The sequence below is a fragment of the Rhodoferax sp. PAMC 29310 genome (assembly GCF_017948265.1).
GTDB lineage: Bacteria > Pseudomonadota > Gammaproteobacteria > Burkholderiales > Burkholderiaceae_C > Rhodoferax.
Genome location: NZ_CP072852.1, coordinates 4,470,629 through 4,494,270, shown reverse-complemented (window position 1 = coordinate 4,494,270; position 23,642 = coordinate 4,470,629). Strand labels below are relative to the sequence as shown.

Annotated in this window: 20 protein-coding genes and 1 pseudogene; 9 read left to right on the top strand and 12 right to left on the bottom strand. The window is 59.2% G+C overall.

Annotated features, from left to right (window positions below; genetic code table 11):
• The first annotated feature begins 10 nt into the window (after window positions 1-10).
• From J8G15_RS20865 to J8G15_RS20855, 3 genes are all read left to right on the top strand, one after another.
• Window positions 11-583 (top strand): TetR/AcrR family transcriptional regulator, encoded by a 573-nt coding sequence (locus J8G15_RS20865; RefSeq protein WP_210544875.1) that lies wholly within the window; start codon window positions 11-13, stop codon window positions 581-583.
• A gap of 180 nt (window positions 584-763) precedes the next feature.
• Window positions 764-1,489 carry an SDR family NAD(P)-dependent oxidoreductase gene (locus J8G15_RS20860; protein WP_210544873.1) on the top strand — a complete coding sequence of 242 codons (726 nt, stop codon included), beginning with the start codon at window positions 764-766 and terminating at the stop codon, window positions 1,487-1,489.
• Window positions 1,486-2,028: an NAD(P)H-binding protein gene (locus J8G15_RS20855; RefSeq protein WP_210544871.1), complete on the top strand. Its 543-nt coding sequence runs from the start codon at window positions 1,486-1,488 to the stop codon at window positions 2,026-2,028. The genes J8G15_RS20860 and J8G15_RS20855 overlap by 4 nt, the downstream gene beginning before the upstream one ends.
• 147 nt (window positions 2,029-2,175) lie before the next feature.
• Here the strand turns inward: J8G15_RS20855 and J8G15_RS20850 are convergent, their stop codons facing one another.
• The 7 genes from J8G15_RS20850 to J8G15_RS20820 are packed head-to-tail and all read right to left on the bottom strand — an operon-like array spanning window position 2,176 to window position 8,624.
• Window positions 2,176-3,027, bottom strand: coding sequence for a formate dehydrogenase accessory sulfurtransferase FdhD (locus tag J8G15_RS20850; protein ID WP_210544868.1), 852 nt, complete (start codon window positions 3,025-3,027; stop codon window positions 2,176-2,178).
• Complete coding sequence (locus J8G15_RS20845; RefSeq protein ID WP_210544866.1) at window positions 3,027-3,359, bottom strand: hypothetical protein; 333 nt, start codon at window positions 3,357-3,359, stop codon at window positions 3,027-3,029. Before J8G15_RS20845 ends, J8G15_RS20850 begins: the two co-directional genes overlap by 1 nt.
• Before the next feature lie 18 nt (window positions 3,360-3,377).
• A complete protein-coding gene (locus J8G15_RS20840; RefSeq protein ID WP_210544864.1) occupies window positions 3,378-4,523 on the bottom strand; it encodes a formate dehydrogenase subunit gamma in 1,146 nt (381 codons plus the stop codon).
• A 12-nt stretch (window positions 4,524-4,535) separates the two neighbouring features.
• Window positions 4,536-4,757 (bottom strand): hypothetical protein, encoded by a 222-nt coding sequence (locus J8G15_RS20835; protein WP_210544862.1) that lies wholly within the window; start codon window positions 4,755-4,757, stop codon window positions 4,536-4,538.
• Entirely contained in the window at window positions 4,754-5,386 is a 633-nt protein-coding gene (gene fdh3B, locus J8G15_RS20830; RefSeq protein ID WP_210544859.1) for a formate dehydrogenase FDH3 subunit beta, read from the bottom strand. Before fdh3B ends, J8G15_RS20835 begins: the two co-directional genes overlap by 4 nt.
• 12 nt (window positions 5,387-5,398) lie before the next feature.
• Window positions 5,399-8,359: a formate dehydrogenase subunit alpha gene (locus J8G15_RS20825; RefSeq protein ID WP_210544857.1), complete on the bottom strand. Its 2,961-nt coding sequence runs from the start codon at window positions 8,357-8,359 to the stop codon at window positions 5,399-5,401.
• A gap of 55 nt (window positions 8,360-8,414) precedes the next feature.
• Complete coding sequence (locus J8G15_RS20820; RefSeq protein WP_210544855.1) at window positions 8,415-8,624, bottom strand: formate dehydrogenase; 210 nt, start codon at window positions 8,622-8,624, stop codon at window positions 8,415-8,417.
• Between the two features lie 420 nt (window positions 8,625-9,044).
• On the opposite strand from J8G15_RS20820, the gene J8G15_RS20815 reads away from it, so the two are divergent.
• Window positions 9,045-10,439 (top strand): sigma-54-dependent transcriptional regulator, encoded by a 1,395-nt coding sequence (locus J8G15_RS20815; protein WP_370627450.1) that lies wholly within the window; start codon window positions 9,045-9,047, stop codon window positions 10,437-10,439.
• Window positions 10,436-12,535 (top strand): cache domain-containing protein, encoded by a 2,100-nt coding sequence (locus J8G15_RS20810; protein WP_210544854.1) that lies wholly within the window; start codon window positions 10,436-10,438, stop codon window positions 12,533-12,535. Before J8G15_RS20815 ends, J8G15_RS20810 begins: the two co-directional genes overlap by 4 nt.
• Before the next feature lie 151 nt (window positions 12,536-12,686).
• Here the strand turns inward: J8G15_RS20810 and J8G15_RS20805 are convergent, their stop codons facing one another.
• From J8G15_RS20805 to apbC, 5 genes are read right to left on the bottom strand one after another with little or no spacing between them, the layout of a single operon-like run.
• Complete coding sequence (locus J8G15_RS20805) at window positions 12,687-13,310, bottom strand: molecular chaperone (RefSeq protein ID WP_210544852.1); 624 nt, start codon at window positions 13,308-13,310, stop codon at window positions 12,687-12,689.
• A gap of 3 nt (window positions 13,311-13,313) precedes the next feature.
• Window positions 13,314-15,404, bottom strand: a complete 2,091-nt coding sequence (locus J8G15_RS20800; RefSeq protein WP_210544850.1) for a 4Fe-4S binding protein — start codon at window positions 15,402-15,404, stop codon at window positions 13,314-13,316.
• Window positions 15,331-15,990 carry a DUF3306 domain-containing protein gene (locus J8G15_RS20795; protein ID WP_210544848.1) on the bottom strand — a complete coding sequence of 220 codons (660 nt, stop codon included), beginning with the start codon at window positions 15,988-15,990 and terminating at the stop codon, window positions 15,331-15,333. Before J8G15_RS20795 ends, J8G15_RS20800 begins: the two co-directional genes overlap by 74 nt.
• A complete protein-coding gene (locus tag J8G15_RS20790; protein WP_210544846.1) occupies window positions 15,983-16,540 on the bottom strand; it encodes a DUF3305 domain-containing protein in 558 nt (185 codons plus the stop codon). The genes J8G15_RS20795 and J8G15_RS20790 overlap by 8 nt, the downstream gene beginning before the upstream one ends.
• 44 nt (window positions 16,541-16,584) lie before the next feature.
• On the bottom strand, window positions 16,585-17,676 hold the full coding sequence (apbC, locus tag J8G15_RS20785; protein WP_210544844.1) for an iron-sulfur cluster carrier protein ApbC: 1,092 nt from the start codon (window positions 17,674-17,676) through the stop codon (window positions 16,585-16,587).
• A gap of 143 nt (window positions 17,677-17,819) precedes the next feature.
• Here apbC and J8G15_RS20780 point away from each other — a divergent pair.
• The 4 genes and pseudogenes from J8G15_RS20780 (at window position 17,820) to J8G15_RS20765 (ending at window position 23,639) form a co-directional block, all read left to right on the top strand.
• Window positions 17,820-19,109, top strand: a pseudogene (locus J8G15_RS20780) (patatin-like phospholipase family protein).
• Between the two features lie 45 nt (window positions 19,110-19,154).
• A complete protein-coding gene (gene metG, locus J8G15_RS20775; protein ID WP_210544842.1) occupies window positions 19,155-21,233 on the top strand; it encodes a methionine--tRNA ligase in 2,079 nt (692 codons plus the stop codon).
• Window positions 21,234-21,245: 12 nt separating this feature from the next.
• On the top strand, window positions 21,246-22,007 hold the full coding sequence (locus tag J8G15_RS20770) for a YoaK family protein (RefSeq protein ID WP_210544840.1): 762 nt from the start codon (window positions 21,246-21,248) through the stop codon (window positions 22,005-22,007).
• A 15-nt stretch (window positions 22,008-22,022) separates the two neighbouring features.
• Window positions 22,023-23,639, top strand: a complete 1,617-nt coding sequence (locus J8G15_RS20765; protein WP_210544838.1) for a SulP family inorganic anion transporter — start codon at window positions 22,023-22,025, stop codon at window positions 23,637-23,639.
• Window positions 23,640-23,642: the final 3 nt, after the last annotated feature.

The following is a 23,642-nucleotide window of genomic DNA, read 5'->3' as shown; positions in this document are numbered from 1 at the left end:
AAATTCAGGCGTGAAACTCAAAGACGAGCAAAAACTGGAAGCCATCTCCCGGGCGGCCTATGCCTGCGTGCTGGAACGCGGCTTGAGCGCTTTGACTTTGGCCGACATTGCCCGCCAAGCGGGCTTGGCGACCAGCACGCTTTATGTGTACTACCCGGCCAAACAGGCCTTGCTGGATGCGCTTTATGAACGCGCCAAAACCGTCACCTTAGCCCGTTTGATTGACGGCGACAGTGAGCAACTGCCCACCAAAGCCCGTGTGCGCCTGATTTGGCAACACCTGCTCGACATCCGGCTGGACAACCCGGCTGAAGTAGTGTTCATGGAGCAATACGCCAGCTCGGAATACATGAGCGAGCCCAACCGCGCCTTGAGCGCCCGGTTTGTGGCGGTCTTCAATGCCCTGCTGGAGCGCGGGCAAAAGGAAGAAACGCTGAAGGCCGTTCCGCTGCCCTTTTTGGCAGGTACCGTGTCGGCCTCGGTTCAAGAAATTGCCACGCTGATTCAACAACAGGTGCTGCCCAACGACGAGGCCACACGGGCCACGGGCTTTCAGCTCTGCTGGGATGCCATCAAGGCGTGAACTTTTCACGCCCTTTTATTTATCTTTTAACCGAATTTAAATTCGCCTAACTTTGCGATTTATCGCTTTCACAACCCAAGGACTCTCATGAAAACCATTTTGATTTCTGGCGCTTGCTCCGGCATTGACCTGGCCACTGCCAAACACTTCCAGGCTGCCGGCTGAAACGTGGTCGCCACCATGCGCAACCCTGCATCTGTTCCCGAGCTGCAATCGCTCGATCGCCTGATCGTGTCACCACTGGACGTAACCGACCAGAACAGCATCAAGGACGCCGTGAGTGCCACACTTAAAAAATTTGGCAGCATCGACGTTTTGCTGAACAACGCCGGCTACGGACTGGTCGGCCCCATGGAGGCCGTGACTCCGGCTCAGTTGGAGCGCCAATTCGCGACCAATGTGTATGCGCCGACTTACACCATGCAAGCCTGCTCGCCACATTTTCGGGGACGCAAGGCGGGCCTGATCATGAACGTGACCTCGGTCGGCGGGCGACTCGCGCTGCCCTTCAATTCTCTGGACCACGGCACCAAGTTCGCCCTTGAAGGCTTGTCAGAGTCATTGGCGCTGGAACTCGCCCCACAAGGCATTCAGGTCAAGCTGATTGAACCCGGTGGCGCGCGCACGGATTTTGCGGGCCGCTCATTGGATTGGCTGAAGCAGCCCAGCTTGACGGCTTATGACCAATCCCTTCTGGGCGCCGTGCAACGCTTCATGGACCCAACCCGCGCCGTGGACTACTCGGATGCGTCATACATCGCCGAAGCCATCTTTGAAGCTACCACTGACGGCAAGGACCAGTTCCGCTACCTCTTGAGTAAAGACGCACAGGCCATGGTCGCCCACCGCGCCACCCTGTCGGACGAGGCTTATCGCGACTGGTCTGTTCAGACCTACCAGCTGTGAGCACACCACTGTCTGCTGTCATGCTGGGCGCCACGGGTGCGGTCGGTACACAAGTGCTGACCGCCTTGCTGGCGCAGCCCAGCCCGGTGTCCATCACCTCCTTGGTTCGACGCCATGATGCGTCGTTCAAGGACGCCCGATTGACGCAACGCGTTGTGGATGTGCTGGACCCGTTCAACTATCAAAGCGGACTGGCAGAGCACGAGGTCACCATTTGTACTCTTGGGGTCGGCCAGCCTTCCAAAGTGAGTGCAGAGGAATTCACCCGAATCGACAAGGACGCCGTGTTGGCGCTCGCCACAGCCTGCAAGCAGGCGGGGGTGCGGCATTTTCAGCTGTTGGGATCGGTCGGCTCTAACTCAGGCTCACGCAACTTTTACCTTCGCAGCAAGGCGGAGTGGCAGGACGCACTGATTGCACTGGACTTTGAGCGGCTGAGCATCTTTCAACCGTCCATGATCCTCACGCCAACCAACCGCTACGGCTGGCTCCAAGGCCTGACGCCTGGTGGTGTGGCCTTGGTTGAACCCGCTTCTTAAGGGTGCGTGGCAAGCGTATCGGGGTGTCAAGGTGAGCACGCTGGGCGCGGCCATCGCGCGCAATGACCAGGAGTCAGGAAAAACGTGGCGTTTTTGCGCTGGCCTGATTTTCAGGCCCTCGCGGTGCAATCGCAGTAATCAGAACGCCTAAGCGACGCGTGCCAGAGGCGGCGCCAACTGCGATGCATCCATCACCAGGCGCTGGGCGCCGGTGTAGCAAAGAAAGCGCTTGTTGGTGGCGCGGCCAATGGTACACAGGCCAATGCGGCCCGCCACCTCGTGACCCATTTCGGTGATGCCGCTGCGTGAAATTACAAACGGAATGCCCATTTGTGCGGTCTTGATCACCATCTCGCTCGTCATGCGGCCGGTGGTGTAGAACGCTTTGTCTTGCCCCAGCATGTCTTGCGGGTCTTGCAACCACATCCAGCCGGCAATGGTGTCCACGGCATTGTGACGCCCCACATCTTCCACAAACACCAGCATTTCCTCGCCGCGGAACAGGGCACAGCCATGCACCGAACCCGAGGTTTTGTAAGTGCTGGCCTGAAGACGAATGGCGTTGACGATGCCGTACAACTGGGACTGCTTCAAATTGGCGTCAGGCAAGACGAGTTGATCCACCTCCGCCATCATGTCGCCAAACACGCTGCCTTGCCCACAACCTGTGGTCACCACGCGTTTGCTCGTGCGCTCTTCAATGTTCGAGATACCTTGCCGAGTTTTGACCGCTGCTGCGCCCACTTCCCAGTCTACGGTAATGGATTCGATCTCGTGCACGGATTCCACCAGCCGCTGGTTGCGCAAAAAGCCCAACACCAGCAACTCGGGATGTGCACCCAGTGTCATCAATGTCACCAGCTCGCGCTTGTCCACATAGACCGTGAGCGCACGTTCACAAGGAATAAAGATGCGATCCGACTCGCCAAATTCGTTGACCGCGAGAATTTCCCGCACCAGCGGTGCGCGTGCTTGGGTGAGACGGGGCAGTAGTGCCATCAAGGTTTCTTGACTTCTGCGGCGGGTGCAGGTGCGGCCACGGGCGTGTAGGCAAATGCGCCAGGGTCAGCACAGGGTGGCGTGGCAGTCGGTGCATTGACCGATTTACCTGCCGCCTTGGCGGTGCCGTAGAAGCGACTGGCCGCCTTGTCCTGTGACTTGCACAACTGATAGCCGGCGACTTTGCCGCTCCACGCCGTTTTAGCAGTCGCCTCAGCCGCTTTGGCCTTGGCTTCGTCTGTCAAAACAGGGGCAGGCAATTTGGCCCATGCGGCGTTGCCCATTGTCAGCATGGCAGCGGCCAAAGCCAGTGTTTTCAGAGAATTTTTCATAGGACGTCCTGATTGAACTTAGACCTTCACGGTCTGGCTGGGGGCTTTTTCTTGCGTGCGTTGAGCCGGAATCTTCCCGCTCTTGATGTCGTCCAGCCACAACTCGTGGTGCTCCTTGGCCCAAGTCTCATCCACATAGCCCGTACGCATCGCCTTGTAGGCGCCCTGCATGCCGATCGTTCCCATGTAGATGTGGCCCATGAACATCACCACCATGACGAGGGTCGCCACCGCGTGCACCATGTGCGCAATTTGCATCGTGCCGCGCTCATAAATGAGGCCCGGAATCAGCTTATCCAGTACCAAACCAGATGCCACCACGATCAAACCCAGCCCGAGCACACCGCCCCAGAACACCACTTTTTCGCCTGCGTTGAAGCGATGAGAGGGAACCTCAGTGCCCGACAACAGGCCGCCGCCTTTCTTGATCCAGGTCAGGTCTTCCTTGCTCAGAAAGTTGTCTTTCAGAAACGTGAAGAACACAACCAGCAACGACACGGCGAACAGCGGTCCCGCAAAGTTGTGCAAGTTCTTCAGGGCATAGGTCAGCCAGCCAAAAAGCGTACTGCCCATGATCGGCAGCAAGAAGAACTTGCCAAACGCCATGACCAGACCCGATATGGCCAACGCGACGAACGCGATGGCATTGGACCAGTGGGCGGAGCGCTCAAACGGCGTAAAACGTTCAATTTTTCGGCCGGTCTCTACACCGTGCAGCATCATCATGCCTTTGCGCCAGTAATACAAGGCAATGGCACCGGCCACAATCAACAGCAGTGAACCGCCGTACGGAATGATCCAGTTGTTGCGCACCTGCCTCCAGGCTTCACCCGCGGTGGTTAGGCGGGAACCGGGGTACTGCACAAACGGCTGGATCAGGTTACCGGCTTCGGGCGCCTCACTTTTGGGCAGGCTACTGAAGCCTGTCACGCCTTCGCCCACTTTGCGCCACATGGGCGCATTGTTGCCTGGCTGCACCTTGGCACGCTCGGCATTGGTTTGCCCGGCATAGCCCGGCTCTGCACTGGCGTCCGGCTTCACTTCAAAAATATTCTGGCTTTGGATACCACCCGCCGCTGCGGCTGGCGCGGCCGGCGCATCTTGCGCTGACGCGACACCCCATGCCAGCACAAGCAACAACGCGGAGAGAAAGGCTTTTTTCATGACGGCCTCCTTTCAATTCATGCGGGAGTTGTCGTTTTGACCATACTGACTGCGGGCTTTCATGTGGGACTCCCAACTGGCCTTGTCGCCTGGCTTCCAGCCACTTTCCACGAATGCAGAGCCCGTACCCTTGAAGGGCTCAGACCCCGGCTTGCCCGTGCTGGCGGTTTGCGGCCGTTCGCCGCATGCCGACAGCAAGACCACAGCGGCGATCACACCAAGTGTTTTTTTCATGATTTGACTCCTTCAGGCGCGGCTGCCGGGGGCTGTCCCGCTTGCTTGGAGCCGTAAGCGGTGCCCCAGCCCCAGACCTCGGCGCCCTTGCCGCGCTTGAGAACCCGGCTACGGAAGATGTCGGCCACCACGTCACCGTCACCAGCGATCAGGGCTTTGGTCGAGCACATCTCAGCGCAAGCTGGCAACTTACCTTCGGCCAAACGGTTGCGGCCATATTTCTCAAACTCGGCCTGGCTGCCGTTAGCTTCGGGTCCACCGGCACAGAAGGTGCACTTGTCCATCTTGCCGCGCACACCAAACGTGCCCTGTGAGGGGAACTGAGGGGCGCCAAACGGACAAGCGTAAGAACAGTAGCCGCAGCCAATACAGACGTCCTTGTCATGCAGCACCACACCTTCGTCGGTGCGGTAAAAGCAGTTGACCGGGCAGACTGCCATGCAAGGCGCATCGCTGCAATGCATACAAGCCACCGAGATCGATTTCTCGCCGGGAACGCCGTCGTTGAGCGTGACCACGCGGCGGCGGTTCACGCCCCACGGCACTTCGTGTTCATTCTTGCAAGCTGTAACGCAGCCGTTGCATTCGATGCAACGCTCTGCGTCGCAAATAAATTTCATGCGTGCCATATTTTGTTCTCCTTATGCTTTTTCGACGTTGCAGACCGTCGTTTTGGTCTCTTGCATCATGGTCACGCTGTCGTAGCCATAAGTGGTTGCTGTGTTGATGGCCTCGCCGCGCACGATGGGCGCCGCACCCGCGGGGTAATGCGCCAACATGTCGGCGCCCTGCCAGCGGCCGGAAAAGTGAAACGGCATGAACACCGTATCTGGGCCAACCCGCTCTGTCACCATCGCCTGCACATTAAGTCGAGCGCCGGTGGGAGTTGAGACCCAAGCCCGTTCGCCATTGCGAATGCCTTTTTCAGCCGCCACCTTGGGGTTGATCTCAATGAACATCTCTTGCTGCAACTCCGCCAACCAAGGGTTGGACCGCGTCTCTTCGCCGCCGCCTTCGTACTCCACCAGTCGACCAGAGGTCATCACCAGCGGGAACTTCTCATGCACCTTGTCGGCGATGTTTTTGTCCTGCAAAGACTTGAACAGCGTAGGCAGACGCCAGAAGTTTTTCTTGTCTTCATGCGTCGGGTATTTAGCCTGTAAATCCGCCCGATTGCCGTACAAGGGCTCACGGTGCTGCGGAATGGCATCCGGAAAGTTCCACACCACGGCCCGCGCTTTAGCATTGCCAAACGGATAACAGCCATGGACCTGCATCACAACACGCTGGATACCCCCCGAAAGGTCTGTCTTCCAGTTTTTGCCTTCTGCGGCCGCTTTCTCCGTGTCGGTGAGATCATCCCACCAGCCCAGCTTCTTGAGCAGAACGTGATCAAACTCCGGGTAACCGGTGGTGATGTCTGCGCCCACCGAGTGGGAACCGTCTTCAGCCAACAAGCTTTTCCCGTCGCGCTCCACGCCAAAGTTGGCGCGGAAGTTTCCGCCACCATCCATCACATGCTTGGAGGGGTCGTACAAATTGGGAGTGCCCGGATGCTTGAGTTCCGGCGTGCCATAGCAAGGCCATGGCAGGCCGAAATAGTCACCGGTCAGGTCGTAACCCGTCTCAGCGTCTTTGCCGCCTTTGGCCTTGAGCGTCTTGACATCAAACATGTGCATATTGCGCATGTGCGCCTTGAGGCGCTCAGGACTCTGGCCGGTGTAACCAATGGTCCACATGCCCTTGTTGATCTCTCTCAAAATATCCTCAGGCACAGGCTCATCCATGCCGTTGACTTTCTGCATCTTGAAGTTTTTCGACAGCTCTTTGCCAAAGCCCAAGCGATCGGCGAACTGCTGCATGATCATGTGGTCGCTGCGGCTTTCCCACAGCGGCTCGATCACTTTTTCACGCCACTGAAGCGAACGGTTGGACGCGGTCACCGATCCGCTGGTTTCGAACTGGGTCGCCGCGGGCAGCAAATAGACGGCCCGGTTGGGGTTCAGGTCTTCCGGCTTGCCGGGCATGGCCGCCATTGCGGCTGTGGCTGACGGATAGGGGTCCACCACCACCAATAAGTCTAGCTTGTCCATGGCACGCTTCATCTCCAGGCCTCGGGTCTGCGAGTTGGGCGCATGACCCCAATAGAACACGCCGCGCAAGTTGGAATCCTGATCAATCAGCTCGTTATTTTCCAACACACCATCAATCCAGCGGGACACGGTGATGCCCGGCTTGGTCATCATGGCTGGCGAAGAGAACTGCGCCTTGATCCACTCATAATCCACGCCCCATACCTTGGCAAAGTGTTTCCATGAGCCTTCTGCAATGCCGTAGTAGCCGGGCAGCGAGTCAGGATTGGGGCCCACGTCGGTGGCGCCCTGCACGTTGTCGTGTCCCCGGAAAATATTGGTGCCGCCCCCTGACTTGCCCACATTGCCAAGCGCCAGTTGCAAGATACAGGAAGCCCGCACCATGGCGTTGCCAATGGTGTGCTGGGTTTGGCCCATGCACCAGACAAGCGTGCTGGGTCGGTTGTCGCTCATCATCTTGGCAACGCGAAACACCTGGTCTTCCTTGACCCCACAGGCCTCTTCCACCTTGTCCGGCGTCCATTTGGAAAACACTTCCTCTTTGATCTTGTCCATGCCAAAAACACGGTCATTGATGTATTTTTTATCTTCCCAGTTGTTCTTGAAGACGTGGTAAAGCACACCGAAGATGAAGGGGATGTCCGAGCCAGAGCGCAAGCGCACAAATTCGTCCGCCTTGGCCGCGGTGCGAGTGAAACGGGGGTCCACCACAATCATCTTGCAGCCGTTTTCCTTGGCGTGCAGCATGTGCAACATGCTGACCGGGTGCGCCTCAGCGGCGTTGGAGCCGATGTACAACGCGCACTTGCTGTTCTGCATGTCGTTGTAGGAATTGGTCATGGCGCCGTAGCCCCATGTATTGGCCACCCCCGCCACCGTGGTCGAGTGGCAGATACGCGCCTGGTGGTCGCAGTTATTGCTGCCCCAGAAGCTGACGAACTTACGCATCAGGTAAGTCTGCTCGTTGTTGTGTTTGGACGAACCGACGTAATACACGCTGTCCGGGCCGCTGGCCTTGCGCAACTCCAGCATTCGTGCGGTGATCTCGTTGAGTGCGGTGTCCCAGCTGATGCGTTCGTACTTGCCGTTGACCAACTTCATGGGGTAGCGAAGGCGATATTCGCCATGCCCGTGCTCGCGCAAAGCGGCACCCTTGGCACAATGGGCGCCCAAGTTGATGGGCGAATCAAACACGGGTTCTTGGCGCACCCAGACGCCGTTTTCAACCACGGCATCCACCGCACAACCCACTGAGCAGTGGGTGCAGATGGTGCGCTTGACTTCAATCTTGCCCGCGCCCATGCCCGCTTTACCAGAGGCCGCGCCGGCTTTCTTCACCAATGTCAGTTGAGAGGCGGCCAAGCCGACCCCGACGCCCAGGCCAGAGCGACGTAGAAAGCCGCGCCGATCCATGGTGGGCAAGGCTTGTGACAACCCGCGGCGCAGGCTGTGCACAAAGGGGGATCGCGAGGCGGTGTCAGTAACACCTGTTTTTTTGGTCAACAACATGGGACTCTCCAAAGTCGGCTTAACTCGGTATAGCGCGGCAAAAACCGGCGTGAAATCAGACGCGGGTCGTCTTGTAATACTGCTTGACGTGGGCGCTCAGGCTGTAGCCGCCGCCGTTTTCAGGCGCTGGCTTGAGGGTCTCAGCGACGGGCAACGCGCTGCCTTTTAGGGCAGGCATCACACTCACTGCAACTGCCACTGCACCGGCGGTTCCGGCGCCCGCGAACAAGGTACGCCGCGACAACTTGGTCGACGATTGAGTCATGATGTGTTCTCCTCATGCGTTCCGGCTTGGAACTGTTTTACATATCTAAACTCGTCTGAATTTACCAACCAGAAGTGTCTTCGGCAAGCGATATATTTACCTATGACAAACCCTCGCTGCACCGCAGATGTGTCGCGACCCACATCAAAAAAATTGATAGCAGAGTTCGTGCCACCCTTAATTTTTCGAGGACTTTCTTTATGAATCATGGGCTTGCGAATTACAAACACCTCCGGTCTCTTGAAACCTTCGTCAGCCTGTCAAGACTTTGCGACAAACTGTCGCAAAGTCTTGACAGCATTGGCTGCAAACAGGTGTCAAATTGAACAAGGCGCGTTGCCAAACCTCCCTAATTTTCCATTACCCGAGTAAATTAGTCGGGTCTATTTGGTTCACTTCCGCTAACATCAAAACTTCATCGTGACGCAAAACGCATCTCAATTAACCGACAAAGTCGCAGACGGCTGGCCCATGTGGTCGATTTTGATTGTGGACGACGAGCCGGGAATGAGGAACTTTCTGGTGAAGACGTTGGCGCCTCGCTGTCATGGCATTCGCCAGGCTGGCAGTGCCGAAGAAGGTGCCGAAATCTTGCAGCACCATCATGTGGACCTGATCATTCTGGACATCTCGCTGCCTGGAAAAAACGGCGTCATTTGGCTCAAAGAGTTGCGCGAGCACGGCTACTCAGGCAAGGTCATTTTGATCACGGCGTTTGCTGATCTGGACACCGCCATTGAGGCCTTGCGCGCCGGCGCATCTGACTTCATTCTCAAACCGTTTCGTGTTCCCCAAATACTCAACGCCATCAAGCATTGCTTTGAGAGCGCCCAACTGGCCCGCGAGAACTATGTTCTCAAGCACACATTGACGGCGCGCGATGGCGCCAGCACCGGACTCGTGGGCCACTCGCTGGCGATGACCGAGCTGAACCAGTCGCTGGGGCGCGTGGCGGCCGTCAACAGCACGGTGCTTTTGCAGGGGGAGTCGGGCACGGGCAAGGAGCTGGTGGCCCGGGCGCTGCACAGCTTGAGCCCGCGCTCGAGTGGCCCCTTTGTGCCGGTGAACTGCGCCAGCATGTCACCCGAGTTGATTGAGAGCGAGTTGTTTGGACATGCCAAGGGCGCCTTCACCGGCGCCATCAAGGCCAGAGATGGTTTGTTCTACTACGCCCAGGGCGGCACGCTCTTTCTGGATGAGGTTGCCGAGCTACCTCTGGCGCTACAGGCCACCTTGCTTCGGACGCTGGAAGACCATCAGATACGCCCGGTAGGCAGCACGCAATTACAGTCCGTCAATGTGCGAATCATTGCCGCCACCAACCAGCCACTGGCTGATGCCGTGGTCAGTGGCCGGTTTCGCAAAGACCTGTATTACCGCCTTCAGGTGGTCGAGATCACCCTGCCCCCACTGCGCGAGCACAAGGAAGACATTGCCGACTTGGTTAGCCACTTCATGGCGCAGCTGGTGCCCGTGCTGCGCGTGGCCCCACTGCACATCACGCCCGCCGAGATGGCCTACCTTCATCAGTACAACTGGCCTGGCAATGCCCGCGAGTTGCGCAACCTGATTGAACGCTCCCTGATTCTGGGCGCCCTGAACGTATCGGCGCTGTTTACGCTGGGTCAGCCCCAGTCGCCTGCCAATGCGTTGTCAAACCCCAGCACCGCCGCCACCGACTTGCAATCTCTGGAGAAACAACACATCCTGGCTGTGCTCGACTCGGTGCAAGGCGATAAAAGTCAGGCGGCGCAGTTGCTGGGCATCTCGCGGCGCACTCTGGAGCGGCGCTGCGCCGAGTGGGCCACGCCATGAGGCTGTCTGCGCCAGCCACCTCCGCGCTCTGGGCGCGCCTGACACCGCGCTGGATCAGCCAGTCGGTTCGCAACAAGTTGCTGGCCATGGCCCTGCTACCGCTGCTGGTCGTGCTGCCCTTGTTGATTGGTGCTTTGGTGTTGTGGGGCAATGCAGCCTATGACCGCTTGCTGATCACCAAGGTACGGAGTGATCTGGCGGTGGCGCGTGGCTATTTCGAACAAGTGCTGGGCGCCGTGGGCTCTGGCACCCAAGCAGTGGCCGGGTCTCATCAACTGCATGTGGCGCTTGCCAGCCGGGACCTCCCTCGATTGCAAACCCAGCTGATGGCCGCGCGTGCCCGTCTCGGCTTTGACTTCATCAACCTCTACTCACCACAAGGCCAACTTCTGACGGCCGATTGGACTCAGGTACATCCTTTGCCCGCCTCTGTGAACGACACCCGCGGCGCAGGCGGTCCCGCGGCGCAATCTCCCGTCGAACCTGATCAGCCTGCCGGATTGAAGCTGCTTGCTGCCGAGGAAATGCTGGCCATGGCCCCACATTTGAGAGAACGAATTTACATTCCGCTCATTGGCACCGCCAACGCTTCAGCCACGACACGAACGCAGGAAAACCGCGCGCTGGTGATGTTGTCCAACGCCCCGGTTTTGGGCCCAACAGGCGAGACGCTGGCGGTGGTGCGCGCCGGCGTGCTGCTGAACCAGAACCTGGACCTGATTGACCACATCAACCGCATCGTCTACCCGGACGGCTCCCTCCCTTTGGGTAGCCATGGCACGGCCACACTTTTTCTGGAAGATGTGCGCATCGTCACCAACGTGCGTCTGTTTCAAAACCTGCGCGCAATTGGAACGCGGGTGTCCCAGGCTGTACGCGAAACGGTTCTTGACCGGGGCGAGTCCTGGCTGAACCGCGCCTTTGTGGTGAACGACTGGTATGTCTCAGCTTACGAACCGTTGCTTGACCAGACCGGCCAACGCGTGGGCATGCTGTATGTGGGCTACCTGGAGGCACCGTTTCGCCAAGTCAAAACCGGCATGTTGGTCTTGATCATTGGTATTTTTGTGTTGGTGATCATTCTGGCGGCTGTGTTTTCGCTTCGGTGGGCGCGCAGTATTTTCAAACCCGTGGAGCAGATGAACCACACCATGCGCAAGGTGGAGCACGGCGACACAAGCGCCCGGGTGGGCGAGGTGCAGGCGCGCGACGAGGTAGGAGCCCTGGCCAACCACCTCGACCAGTTGCTGGACGTGATTGACGACAAAACCCGCAGCCTTCAGGAGTTTGCCGATGATCTGGACGCCAAGGTGATCGCCGGCACCCGCGAACTTGCCGAAAGCAACACCTCGCTCCAGCAGGCGCAGCAGCAACTCGTCAAGTCCGAGAAGCTGGCCGCCATTGGCCAACTCACCGCCAGCGTGGCCCATGAGATCAACAATCCGATTGCCGTGATTCAAGGGAATTTGGACTTGGTGCGTGAGCTGTTGGGCGACCAGGCCAAGCCGGTGGCCGCCGAGTTCAAACTGATGGACCAGCAAGTGGACCGCATGCGGTTGATCGTGACCCAATTGCTGCAACATGCGCGCCCCAGCGAATTCGCGGGCTACGTGGAGGCCGTTGACACCCGCCTGGCGCTGGAAAACTCACTCGTGCTGGTGGGCCACCTGCTGGCCCACACCGGCATCACGGTGGTGAAAGATTTTCAGGCCACCCAAGCGGTCGAGATCAACCGGCAAGAGCTGCAACAAGTGGTCATCAACCTGCTGATCAATGCCATTCAGGCCATGCCTGACGGTGGAACTTTGCTGTTGCGCACTCTCGATCAGGTGGACGACCCAAGCTCCCCCGGCGTCGTGATGCAGGTGTGCGACACCGGCGCCGGCTTGAGCCCAGAGGTGAGCGCCAAGCTGTTCCGCCCTTTCTTCACCACCCGACCAGACGGCAATGGCCTGGGGCTGTGGATCAGCGTTGGGTTGGTTGAGCGCTACGGCGGTCGTATTCAAGGCATGTCGCGCCGTGATGTTGGTGAAGACAGTCCCGGTGCGGTGTTCAGCATTCATTTGCGACGAGATGGCGTATCTGAGGGCGACTAACGCTTGAGTGGTTTTCTCGCGCCGGGAATCACTACTATTTTTATAGCTGCAAGCACTCATTAATCGGGGGCCATAGCCCGATTTGGCACTAAAAATCCAACTCAAACGAAATACCGTGACCCATCATCCAGAGATGTGAGCCCTGCAGGGTTCAGCTCAGCATGTCAAAACCTTGCGCCTCCACCCCCACGAAAGCGCGGGTGAGTTCAGCCACAGCGGCATAGAAACGGGCCTTGGGGTGTTTTTGGATGTCGTCACACATCGTCAGCACCCAGGGTTGCATGTGGGTGGCGAAGAAGGCCTGCTGGCGGGTCAAATTGGCCACGGCCACATCGTCGCCCGCAATCAGGAAGCGCATCACTTCGCACAGGTAAGCCATGTGGTCTTCGGTCTCGGACATGGCTTCGTCGCGGGCCAGCCCCAGCTCAGCCAGTTCGGTGCGCAGGCGGGCCAGTGGTTTTTCGTTCAAAAACCCGCTCATGAAGTGCGAGCCATAGAGATAAACCTCGGGCTTGCCCACCCCGCCAAACAAGGTGTTGTACTCGGCTTGAATGGCGGCGTCCGTCATCTCGCGGGCGACGCCCACCAAGGCTTGCCATGGCGCTTCCAGAAAGGCCCCGGCTGCGGGTGCCTCGGTGCTGGCAACGCGCAAGCTTGCTACAAAATCAGGAGCTGGTGGCGCATAGTACACGATGGTCAGAAGACCATAAAGCTCTGAACGGGCGGTTTCTTCATCGAGGGCGCTGCTGGCGGCGGTATCGGGCAAAGGCATCATGATTTAGAGGTCCGTGATTTTGGATTCGTTCTGGGCGGAGTGAAGGTCAATCACCCGGCAGTCGCTGCACATTTTCAGACGCTCCAGCGCGGCGCCTTGGAACATGCTGTGTCCAGCCAGCTTGCCCAGCATGACCTCGATGGCCTTCATGGTGCCAAAGGGCTTGCTGCAGCGCACGCAGGAATAAGGCTTCATCTCGTTGATGACCACCGCCTCTTTGCGCAGCGGGCTCAGGTTGAGCTGCGGCACCAGGGTGAGTGCTTTTTCCGGACAGGTCTTGACGCACAAGCCGCACTGCACGCAATTCTTCTCAATAAATTTGAGCTGCGGCGCCTCGGCGTTGTCTTGCAGCGCACTGGCCGGACAGGCGTTGATACAACTCAGGCACAGCGTGCAGGCGTCTTTATTGAGGCTCAGTGCACCCAAGGGCGAGCCGATGGCCGGCAAGGCAATGACCTCGGCCTGCACTGGGGCATGGGCCATCAGGTGGTCCAGTGCCAACTCCAGCGTCGCCCGCTTGTCGGCCTGCACCGCAAAGCTGGCAGCGCGGCTAACCACTTGAGCGGGTGCCGCGCGCAAGGCCCGGTCCAGCTCAGCGAGGTCGCGGGCGTCACGCGCCTGCAAGACCTTGAAGTGCTCGCCCTGGTAACCCATGCCGTTCAAAATAGTCTGCGCCACCGCCATTTGAGTGCGCAAGGCCTCGGCGTATTGCGGGGCTTCTTCGTCGGTCATCAGCACCCAGACTTGGGATGCGCCATAGGCCACGGCCGTCAGCCAGACCTCCAGCCCCAAGGACGAGGTATGCCACAGCGCCACCGGCAACACGCGGGCCGGCACCCCGTGCGTGCCGTCTTTGGCACCGCGCTCCAGCTGCGCCGCGCGGCCCAAGTCACCCAACAAGCGGCTGCCCGCTTCTTGGCTGTGCAAAAGCAGTGCGGCGTCTTTTCCGCCGTTGCGCGCGTAGGTGCTCAGCAGAGTTTTGAATTTGACCCCCTGGTCACTGGCCCGGGGATAGGCAAAGGTCATGGCACCGGTGGGACATACCGTGCTGCAGGTGCCGCAGCCGACACACAAATTGGGGTTGACCTTGATTTGCTGGCCCTTGCTGTCCGAGGTGATGGCGCTGGCCGAGCAGACGTCAATACAGGCCGTGCAGCCGGTTTTTTCATTGCGGCTGTGGGCACACAGCTTTTGCTTGTAGACAAAGAACTTCGGCTTCTCAAACTCGCCCACCAGCGAGCGCAAAGTGTTCAACGGTTTGAGGTCCTGGCCATCCCAGCGCAGATAGCCCTGTGGCAAAGCGTGCTGAGTGAAGGCGGGGGTTGCACGCAGATCAAGTACCAAATCAAATTTATCAGTAGCCGTTTCAGGCGCGCGGTTGAAATCAATCGCCCCGACATTGCAGACCTTGACACAGGCGCGGTGAGACTGGCACGCACTCATGTCCACCTGGTAGTCCAACCCAATCGCGTCTTCCGGGCAGGCGGCCAAACACGCGTTGCAGCGGGTGCACAAGTCCAGGTCAATCGGGTTGTTGCGAAGCCAAGTGAGTTCAAACGCGCCCAACCAGCCCGTCAAGGACTGGATCTTGCCGCCCAGCACAGGGTAGCGTCGCTCCTGCGCGGCACCCAAGTCGCCCGACCCTTGAGTGAACAGGGTCACGTCCAGCGCATCGCCCAGCATGTCGGCTGCGCGTTCGGCCGCGCCCAACTCGCCAATGATCAACACCCGTCCGGCGCTTTTGTAAGTGACGGTGGCCACCGGCTCGGGATCGGGTAAATGCGCGGCCGCCAGCAGCGCAGCCAACTTCGGCATGGCCTTGGCCGCATCCTTGCTCCAGCCCCCGGTTTCGCGAATGTTCACAAAGCGGATGGGCGCACTGGCCGAGGCCGTGTCGGCCAACTCGGTAAACAGGCGTTTTTCCTGCGTGCAGGCCACCACCACGTCTTCGCCGGATTTGACCGCGGCCAAAAAAGAACCAGCCTCACGGCGGCATAAGCTGGAGTGCAGGGTCAGCGATTCATTCAGTGCCGCGCCCAGGCTCTTGGGGTCCAGCGGCATGGTTTGGTTGCAGTCGCAAATCAAGGTAGTCATTTTTTTGTGTCTCATCCAACGCGTCGGGCGTCTGTTTGTCTAAGGGGTCAGATTCGGGCAGTGTCGGCGAAGCGGAATCTGTCAGGGCAGGATCGATCTCCTCATCCTGCCCCACAACCGGCACTGGGGTTTTAACTTTGGCCGCCTCGTCCTCGTCGTCGTCGTCGTCAAACAGCTTGAGGAAGTGGGCGCTGGCCATTTTTCGAAGCATGGACGCCGGCAAGGGGTCTGGCTTGGAATAGTCGTCAATATAAATGTCAAGGCCGTCCATCACGTTGTAGTGCGGGTCGGTGAACAGTTTTTTCATGGCCGCGTTGCGCACATCAGGCGCCACGGCCCGGTTCACAAACGGGGCATAGCTATCGTCGGGTGTCAGTGCCTTGACATCGTCCAGCGACAACACCGGTGGCTCGGCCTTGGGTGTTACGCCCTCCTCGGTGGAGGCGGATTTTTCAGCCAGCGGGGGAGTGGCATCCGCCCGGACCGGGGCAGGTGGCTTTGGCACCACCACCGGCTCAGCCAGCGGCTTGCCTTCGGCCACGGCCTGTTTGCGCTGGGACCAGCGACCCAGAAAGCCATCAGCCACGCCCACCTCCGCCAAAATTCTTTTCCGTGCTGATGGACGCCGGATTGCCAAACCGGTCGGTCAGCGAGCGAAAGCTCTCGGGTCGCTTGCGGCGTTTGAGTTCCACCACATGGTGCTCGTCCACAAAAGCTTTCACCCAGGCTACCACGGGCTCAGGGGCAGGCAATTGCTCCACGGTTTCCTGCGCATCCAGCCAGCGGCCGGCGTCGTAGTAACTCAGGCTCACCATCACCGGCAAGGCCAGCGGCTCATCAGCCACCATGGCTTCTTCTTCCATGCGCCACAGTACGAACCAACCGGGGTGGTCGGTGGTGACGTTCATGTGATAACCCTCGGCGTCATCCTTGAACAGTTCCACCTTGTAGCCCGGATGCAGCCAGCGTTCTTCGTTCTCATTTTTATAGAGCAAGCGCGGCGTGGTTCCAAAACCTTCTTCGTTCGTCACCACATCGGCCAGCACCCAGCGCCAAGCTTGCCAACGGCTCATGGCCCCTTCAATGCGCTCGCGCCGCATGATGACGGCGACTTCAATGGCGGGACGTTCGGTCATGACATGCTTTCTCAGTTTGGCGCGAGACTCTGCAGTCCCGACACTCAGGTGTCTTTGGAGATTTTGATAGACGGAAACTTGGACGAAAAGTCCTTGTTTTTCGCCGCAATCGACACGGCTACCTTGCGGGCCACTGCCTTGTAAATCTCGGCCACCTCGCTGTCCGGGTCGGACACCACGGTGGGTTTGCCGTTGTCGGCCTGCAGACGAATCTGCATGTTCAGGGGCAGTGCACCCAAGTAGTCCATCTTGTAGTCCGCGGCCATTTTCTTGCCGCCGTCGGCGCCAAAAATATGCTCGGTGTGGCCACAGTTGGTGCACACGTGCACCGCCATGTTTTCCACAATACCCAAGATAGGCACACCCACTTTTTCAAACATCTTGATGCCTTTTTTGGCATCCAGCAAGGCAATGTCTTGGGGTGTCGTCACTACCACGGCGCCCGTCATCGGCACGCGCTGGGACAAGGTCAACTGAATGTCGCCGGTGCCCGGTGGCATATCCACGATCAGATAGTCCAGGTCGCGCCAATTGGTCTGGCGCAGCAATTGCTCCAGCGCCTGCGTGGCCATGGGGCCGCGCCAGATCATGGCTTCGTCCTGGGCGACCAGGAAACCGATGGACATAACCTGCACGCCGTAGTTCTCCAGTGGGTCCATGGTCTGGCCGTCCTGGCTCTCAGGCTTGCCGGTGATACCCATCATCATGGGCACGCTGGGGCCATAAATATCGGCGTCGAGCAAACCGACGCTTGCGCCTTCAGCGGCCAACGCCAGTGCCAGGTTCACCGCCGTGGTGCTCTTGCCCACGCCGCCTTTGCCGGAAGCCACTGCCACGATGTTTTTCACATTGGGCAGCAGTTGCACGCCGCGCTGCACCGAGTGCGGCACGACTTTCACATTGACGTTCACCGACACGTTCTCGACTCCTGCCACGCTCTTGGCGGCGGCAATCAGTGCCTTGCGAAAACCTGGAATCTGACTCTTGGCGGGGTAGCCAAGCTCGACGTCAAACGCCACATCGCCAGCGCTCACGTTCAGATTTTTGATGGACTTGGAGGACACGAAGTCCCGTCCGGTATTGGGATCGACCACACTGCTTAGTGCGTCCATCACCATTTGTTCTGTCACTGCCATTGATTACTCCTGAAGCCCTGTAGTCTAGCCAACCCACCCATAACCTTGACTGACACAGGCAAATCAGTGTTTACCCTTTGAAGTGGCGGTTTTCCGGGCTTTTCTTTCCCTCACCTGGGCATAGCCGCTCATAATATTTTTTAATGCAAAAAAGCCCTCCTTCACGCCAAGCTTCGCGACCGGCCACGGCCTTGATGCTGAGCGGCGGTGGCGCCCGCGCCGCCTACCAGGTGGGGGTGCTAGAAGCCATTGCTGACATTCGGAAAGCCGTCGGCGCCTAGAACGATGCCAAACCCTTCCCCATCCTGACCGGCACGTCGGCCGGCGCCATCAATGTGGCTGCGTTGGCCTGTGGGTCAGACGACTTCGATGCCTCGGTTCGCACCATCGCCAATGTCTGGCGAAATTTTGAAGCCGAGCAGGTGTACCGGGCCGATGCGGTCAGCATGCTGCGATCAGGCGCCACCTGGATGACGCTGCTGTCGGTGGGGTGGCTGATTGCCAAGTGGCGCCGTTTAAAGCCACGTTCACGGCTGGACAACGCGCCGCTGGCCGAGTTGCTGCGAGAGTTGGTGCCGCTCCAGCGTCTGCCCTATTTGATTCGCAGCGGGCATATTCAGGCGCTGGCCATCAGCGCATCCAGCTATGGCACGGGAGAACACGTCACTTTTTTTGAAGGCGACAAACGCCTGAAGCACTGGGTCCGCAGCCAGCGACTTGCCGTTCGCGACAAAATCACACTGGACCATTTGCTGGCCTCCTCGGCCATTCCGTTCATTTTTCCGGCCAAGTCGCTGGACTATCAGGGGCGCAAAGAGTTTTTTGGGGACGGCTCCATGCGCCAATCCGCCCCAATTGCACCGGCCATTCATCTCGGGGCTGAGCGCATTCTGGTGATTGGGGCCGGGCGCATGCACGAGCCCAAGGTGGAGCGGACCGACAACTCGGATGGCAGTTACCCCTCCCTGGCGCAAATTGCCGGACACGCCTTGTCCAGCATCTTTCTGGATTCGCTGGCGGTGGACATTGAACGCGTGCGCCGCATCAACCAGACCATGGCGCTGGTGCCGCCAGAGGCTCGCAGTGGCAGTGCGCTGCGCCCGGTGGAGATTCTGGTGATCTCACCCTCCGAAAGGCTGGACAGCATTGCCGCCCGCCACGTGGGCCAACTGCCTGCCCCGGTGCGCACCATGCTGGGCGCAGTGGGTGTCTCGCCCAGCGCCGACGACGTCAAAGGCGCCGCCCTGGCGAGCTACTTGCTCTTTGAGAGCCACTACATCCAGGAACTAATGGCGCTGGGCTATGCCGACGCGAACAAACAATCCTTGGAGATTTGCCAATTTTTCGATTGGGACGCCACCCGGATCAGCGACGCGCCACCGCCCGCACCGGCCCAAGCCGAGCGGCGACGCGACCCCTTGCGACTGCGCTGAATCGGGGCCGACTAAAATCGCGCTCTCTCCCAGAAAGCCCGATTCATGTCACGTCAACTCTTTGTTACCACCGCCCTGCCCTACGCCAACGGCAATTTCCACATCGGCCACATCATGGAATACATCCAGGCTGACATTTGGGTGCGGTACCAAAAGATGCGGGGCAACGTGGTCAACTTTGTGTGCGCCGACGACGCCCATGGCGCCCCCATCATGATTGCCGCTGAAAAAGCCGGCATCACGCCTCAGCAGTTTGTGGCCAACATTGCCGCTGGCCGCAAGCCTTACCTAGAAGGTTTCAACATCGAGTTCGACAACTGGCACAGCACCGACGCGCCTGAGAACCACGAACTGGCGCGCCAGATTTACCGTGACCTGCGCGACAACAAAGATGGCTCCCTGATCGAGACCAAAACCATTGAGCAGTTCTTCGACCCCGAGAAGAACATGTTTCTGCCGGACCGCTTTATCAAAGGCGAGTGCCCCAAGTGCCACGCCAAAGACCAGTACGGCGACAACTGCGAAGTCTGCGGCGCGGTCTACGCCCCCACCGACCTGATCAACCCGTTTTCCGCCCTGTCTGGCGCGACGCCTGAGTTGAAAAGCTCGGAGCACTTCTTTTTCAAGTTGTCTGACCCGCGCTGCGTGGCCTTTCTGGAAAAGTGGACGCAAGACGGCAAGTTGCAACCCGAAGTGGCCAACAAGGTCAAAGAATGGTTTTCGGTACGCACCAACGCGGACGGCACACAAAGCGAAGGCTTGGGTGACTGGGACATTTCCCGTGACGCGCCTTACTTCGGCATCGAAATTCCTGACGCACCGGGCAAGTATTTCTATGTCTGGCTGGACGCGCCCATTGGTTACCTCGCCTCTTTGAAAAATCTGCTCGAAAAACGCGGCCAGGACTTTGACGCCTACATGGCCAACCCAGGCCTAGAGCAGTACCACTTCATTGGCAAGGACATCGTCACCTTCCACACGCTGTTCTGGCCCGCCACACTGCATTTCAGCGGCCGCAAGACACCGGACAACATCTTTGTGCACGGTTTCCTGACCGTGAACAACGGCGAGAAGATGAGCAAAAGCCGTGGCACCGGACTGGACCCGCTCAAGTACCTGAGCCTGGGCATGAACCCCGAGTGGTTGCGCTACTACCTGGCGGCCAAGCTCTCGGCCCGCAATGAAGACATTGACTTCAATGCCGACGACTTCATGGCCCGCGTCAACAGCGATTTGATTGGCAAATTCGTCAACATCGCCTCCCGCGCCGCCGGTTTTTTGACCAAACGCTTTGAAGGTCAACTCACCCAAGAATTTGGCGACACCGGTGCGGCCCTGCTGGCCGAGGTCCGCGCCGCCGCCGACGGCATTGCCGAACTGTATGAAAGCCGCGAATTTGGCAAGGCCACCCGCGAGATCATGCTGCTGGCCGACAAGGTGAACGCCTACGTCGATCAAAACAAACCGTGGGACCTGGCCAAAGACCCGGCCAACAACCTGGCCCTGCATCAGGTGTGCTCGGTGTTGATCAACACTTTTGCCGTCATCACCCGCTACCTGGCGCCCGTGCTGCCCTCGCTGGCCAACGCCGTGTCCACCTTTGTGAACTGCCCCATGACGAACTGGGATGTGGGCACCAACCTGGTCGCCATCACCCCCTACCAGCACCTGATGCAACGTGTGGACCCCAAACAACTTGAAGCATTGTTTGAGCCGCCAGCCCCCGCAGAGACTGCGCAAGCAGCTACTGAAATCATAGTACCCGGCGGCGAGCCAATTGCGCCGCTGATCACCATTGATGACTTCGCCAAGATCGACCTGCGAATTGCCCACATCGTCAACTGCGAAGCCGTTGAGGGCTCCAGCAAGCTGCTGCGCCTGACGCTGGACGCCGGCGAAGGCCACCACCGCAATGTCTTCAGCGGCATCGCCAGCGCCTACAAGCCTGAAGACCTGGTGGGCAAACTCACCGTGCTGGTCGCCAATCTGGCGCCGCGCAAGATGAAGTTCGGCATCAGCGAAGGCATGGTGCTGGCCGCCGGTCACGCGGATGAAAAAGAGAACCCCGGCATTTATGTGCTGGAACCCTCTCCCGGCGCCCAACCCGGCATGCGGGTGCGATAAGCCAGCCACCGCATGATCCCTCAGCTGCGCGGCTGGACGGCAGTCCAGCGGACTCCCCAGAACAATGTTCGCTTGGGGGTCACGCTCAGCTTTGTCGCTGGGGCCACCAACGCGGGCGGCTTTCTGGCGGTGGGTCAGTACACCTCCCACATGACAGGCGTACTGTCGTCAGTGGCCGACTCGGTAGTTCTTGGCCAACTTGCTTTGGCCGGGGTTGGACTGGCCTCGTTAATGGCCTTTCTGTTTGGTGCCATGACCACGGCCTGGATGGTGAACTGGGGCCTGCGGCGCCAGTTGCAAAGCGCCTATGGCCAGCCCCTGCTGCTGGAGGCCGCTTTATTGGTAGTGTTTGGCCTGTTCGGCACCGGCATCGATTTTTTCGCAGGCCTCTTTGTGCCGCTGACGGTTTTGGTGCTGTGCTTCATCATGGGGCTGCAAAACGCGGTCACCACAAAAATATCAAATGCCGAAATTCGCACCACCCACATCACCGGGCTGCTGACTGACCTGGGCATTGAGTTGGGCAAGCTGTTTTATATCAACCGCCTGACCCGTGACAGTCTCGTGAAAGGCAACCGAAAGAAGATTCGACTTCACGCCAGCCTGATTGGCAGCTTTTTCCTCGGCGGTCTGTCCGGGGCACTGGGGTTCAAACACATTGGGTTTATCAGCACCGTACCACTGGCAATGTTCCTGCTTCTGCTGGTATGGCGCCCCGTGCTCAACGACGCCCGGCATTGGATGGACCCCACACGGTCCGACCATGACGACTGACCACCGGCCCACGCCATGACCTCACCTGCCGCGACGCCCCGCGCTTCATCGGGCTTTCGCCCCCGTCTGCTGGACGCGCTAAAGGACTACAACCGGGGCCGCCTGCTGAAAGATATGGGCGCTGGCGTGACGGTGGGCGTGGTGGCCCTGCCTTTGGCCATGGCATTTGCCATCGCCAGCGGACTAAAACCGGAGGCTGGCCTCGTCACCGCCATCATTGCCGGCCTGCTCATCTCTTTGCTGGGCGGCAGCCGGGTGCAGATTGGCGGCCCGGCGGGCGCTTTCATCGTCATCGTGTACGGCATCGTCGAGCGCTATGGCCTGGCCAACCTGATCATTGGCTTCACCAACGGCATTGCGGTGCTGATCGCTGTCTCCCAGGTGAAAGACTTTCTCGGCTTGAGCGTAGTCAACATGCCAGCCAGCTTTTTTGGCATGTTTTACGCAATAAAGGGTGCCCTGCACACGCTCAACCCCTATGCCGCGGGTTTGGCAGTGGCTTGTCTGGCACTGCTGGCGTTCTGGCAGTTTGGCCTGTCCCGCCTGCGCCGCTCCCTGCCCTGGACCGGGCAACTGGCCACACTCCCCGGCTCTGTGGTGGTGCTGGTGCTCGCCACTCTCGTGGTGTCATGGATGGACTTGCCAGTGGAGACCATTGGCAGCCGGTTTGGCGGCATTCCCAGCGGGCTACCTGCCCTGGTCTGGCCCGATTTCTCTTGGGAAAGTGCCCGGTTTTTGCTGATTCCAGCCCTGACTCTCGCGCTCTTGGGCGCCATCGAGTCCCTGCTCTGCGCCCGCGTGGCCGACAACCTGATCGATGACCGGCACAACCCCAATCAGGAGTTAATGGCGCAAGGCATTGCCAACTTTGTGACGCCGTTCTTTGGCGGCATGCCCGCCACCGGCACCATCGCCCGCACAGTGACCAACGTGAAAAGCGGTGCCACCTCGCCCATTGCCGGCATCGTTCACGCGCTCACCCTGCTGCTGGTCATGCTGGTGGCTGCGCCGTTGGCGCAAGACATTCCGCTAGCGGCCATGGCAGCAATTTTGATGTTTGTGGCCTGGAACATGGGCGAATGGCACAAGTTTGTCCACCTGCGCCAATACCGCATGCCCTACCGGCTGACCTTGCTGGCGGTTTTCTTCCTGACTGTGGTGTTTGATTTGACCGTGGCCGTGGAAGTGGGCCTGGTGGCGGCCTGCATTACCTTCATTTACCGCATATCCAGCCTGTCGCGCTGTGTCGAGGTGTCGGCCACCGAATGCCCCGACTATCCACAGAATGCCGGCCAAGTCGCCGCTTTCCGACTGTATGGCGCCTTGTTCTTCGGTGCGGTGAAATTGATTGAAGACTTGCAAGACCATTTAACGGGCAAGTCGCTGGTGCTGGATTTGAAAAACTTGATCTACATCGACTCATCCGGTGCTGATGCGCTGAATGATCTGGCCCGCGCCTGTCGAAAGAATGACGTTCGGCTTTTTGTATGCGGCCTGACGCACCAACCATTGGACATTCTCCAGCGCTGCGGCTTTTTGGCCGTGGTGGCAGACGGCTATCTTTACCCTGATCTGGCAACGGCGATGGCGGCGGCGCTGCCTGCCCGAGTCGGGCCGTCTGGCGCCCCGTAAAAT

Bases quoted from the DNA above. Each gene is read 5' to 3' on its own strand.
- fdh3B (WP_210544859.1), bottom strand. From the start codon at position 5,386: ATGGCACGCATGAAATTTATTTGCGACGCAGAGCGTTGCATCGAATGC.
- J8G15_RS20800 (WP_210544850.1), bottom strand. From the start codon at position 15,404: ATGACTACCTTGATTTGCGACTGCAACCAAACCATGCCGCTGGACCCC.
- J8G15_RS20765 (WP_210544838.1), top strand. From the start codon at position 22,023: ATGACCTCACCTGCCGCGACGCCCCGCGCTTCATCGGGCTTTCGCCCC.
- J8G15_RS20810 (WP_210544854.1), top strand. From the start codon at position 10,436: ATGAGGCTGTCTGCGCCAGCCACCTCCGCGCTCTGGGCGCGCCTGACA.
- J8G15_RS20820 (WP_210544855.1), bottom strand. From the start codon at position 8,624: ATGACTCAATCGTCGACCAAGTTGTCGCGGCGTACCTTGTTCGCGGGC.
- metG (WP_210544842.1), top strand. From the start codon at position 19,155: ATGTCACGTCAACTCTTTGTTACCACCGCCCTGCCCTACGCCAACGGC.
- J8G15_RS20790 (WP_210544846.1), bottom strand. From the start codon at position 16,540: ATGACCGAACGTCCCGCCATTGAAGTCGCCGTCATCATGCGGCGCGAG.
- J8G15_RS20860 (WP_210544873.1), top strand. From the start codon at position 764: ATGCGCAACCCTGCATCTGTTCCCGAGCTGCAATCGCTCGATCGCCTG.
- apbC (WP_210544844.1), bottom strand. From the start codon at position 17,676: ATGGCAGTGACAGAACAAATGGTGATGGACGCACTAAGCAGTGTGGTC.
- J8G15_RS20825 (WP_210544857.1), bottom strand. From the start codon at position 8,359: ATGTTGTTGACCAAAAAAACAGGTGTTACTGACACCGCCTCGCGATCC.
- J8G15_RS20840 (WP_210544864.1), bottom strand. From the start codon at position 4,523: ATGAAAAAAGCCTTTCTCTCCGCGTTGTTGCTTGTGCTGGCATGGGGT.
- J8G15_RS20835 (WP_210544862.1), bottom strand. From the start codon at position 4,757: ATGAAAAAAACACTTGGTGTGATCGCCGCTGTGGTCTTGCTGTCGGCA.
- J8G15_RS20850 (WP_210544868.1), bottom strand. From the start codon at position 3,027: ATGGCACTACTGCCCCGTCTCACCCAAGCACGCGCACCGCTGGTGCGG.
- J8G15_RS20805 (WP_210544852.1), bottom strand. From the start codon at position 13,310: ATGATGCCTTTGCCCGATACCGCCGCCAGCAGCGCCCTCGATGAAGAA.
- J8G15_RS20770 (WP_210544840.1), top strand. From the start codon at position 21,246: ATGATCCCTCAGCTGCGCGGCTGGACGGCAGTCCAGCGGACTCCCCAG.
- J8G15_RS20845 (WP_210544866.1), bottom strand. From the start codon at position 3,359: ATGAAAAATTCTCTGAAAACACTGGCTTTGGCCGCTGCCATGCTGACA.